The sequence below is a fragment of the Micromonospora sp. NPDC005087 genome (assembly GCF_042872965.1).
In the GTDB taxonomy this organism is placed as follows: domain Bacteria; phylum Actinomycetota; class Actinomycetes; order Mycobacteriales; family Micromonosporaceae; genus Micromonospora.
On sequence record NZ_JBIALB010000069.1, the window covers coordinates 1 to 1,473 of the forward strand.

1 protein-coding gene is annotated in these 1,473 nt (G+C 70.1%); it reads right to left on the bottom strand.

What is annotated here, in order from left to right:
- On the bottom strand, positions 1–1,046 hold a 1,046-nt coding region (locus ACFYPS_RS36880; RefSeq protein ID WP_387331140.1), incomplete at its 3' end, for an ISAs1 family transposase.
- Positions 1,047–1,473: the final 427 nt, after the last annotated feature.

A 1,473-nucleotide genomic window follows, 5' to 3' on the forward strand; every position in this document is an offset into this window, starting at 1 on the left:
GGTTCGGAGAGCGGCCTGGGGAAACGGACCGGGAGTAATCCCGGCACCGCGCCCCAGGCCGACTCACAGTGGACCTTGTTCTCGATCGACCAGTGACCGCGGATCCAGCCGGCGAGTTGCACCGGTTTGGCCTGATGGACGCGGAGGTTGGTGATCGCGTAGACGGTCTCGGTGGAGAACCGTTTCGGCTGGTCGAGGCGGCGTCTGCGGCGGCGGATCTGCAGGGCCTGGACGGCATGCGGGAAGTCGATCCCGGTGGAGATGGTCAGGATCTTGCACGTGCGGATCTCGCGGCGGCCGTGTCCGCGGTCGGTGGCGCGGGTGGCGTCCGGGACGGCTCGCCAGGGCAGGCCGGCGAGTTGGGCGTGCAGGCTGGGCTGGTTGGCCTTGACGGTCAAAATCCAGTGGGCGCCGCGTTCGGCGAGGTACGTGACGTGGTCGCGCTGGCAGTGCAACGCGTCGGCGGTGATCACGGTGTCGCGGAGGTCGCCAATCTGGTCGAGCAGTGGCTGGAACCGGGTGATCTCGTTGGTCTTGCCGTCCACGTCGGTGCTGGCCAGGACCACTCCGGTGGCCTGGTCGCAGGCGGCGAGGACATGCGCGGCGGCGGTGTCGGTGGTGCGGGACCCGCGCAGCGTCTTGCCGTCCACGGCGATCGCCCGCCTGTCCGCTGGCGGTGTGGCTATGGTCCGGCTGGCGAGCCAGCCGCTGATGGCCGCGGTGAGCAGGTCCGGGTCCAAGGCCTGCAACAACCGGCGGATCATCGCTTCCGACGGACGCCGGTCCGGGGCGATGCCGAGCGCGGTCGCGGTCGCGGCGGGCACGTCGGCGATCCACTCGGCGATCGCGGTGTATGAGCGGTAGCCGGCCACCACGGCACAGACCGTTGCGGTGACCACGACCGCCAGCCGGTGCCGCACCCCGCGACGGGCCCGAGGATCCGGCAGACCCGCCAGTGCCGCAGTCAGCCCAGCGACGGTTTCGGGCCCGGTGACCGCCGGCGCGCCGGACAAGGACGAGATCAGCGATGATGGCAGGGCGGGCATGACTCACTTCGGACGATCAATAAGGCGTAGGAACCTCGATGATCATCTGAACGGTCATGCCCGCCCTGCTACCACCAGCAAGGGCGCGTCTACACCAACCACATCAAGCCGGGCACTCCGCGACTTTGCCGGGGCCCTGGGGCGCGTCCCACCTGACCGTTGACATGACCCTCACGGTGCATCGCGAGGCCGTCACGGTCCGCGGCAGACGCGCGCATCGCGGCTAGATCCGGATCGCCCAGGGGAGAACTGGCCTTCCCCATGAGGACTGGGTGGTGCGATCGGATGGTGTCGAAACCCGCGACCGAGCCAGCGCCCGTAGCTGGGTGCGGGTGGTCAGCCGGGCGCGAAACGGTCTGGTGGCGCTGGCCGGAGCGCCCTCCCGTCCCTGATGCGAGACGGGAGGGCGCGGCCAGCCGGGTCAGCG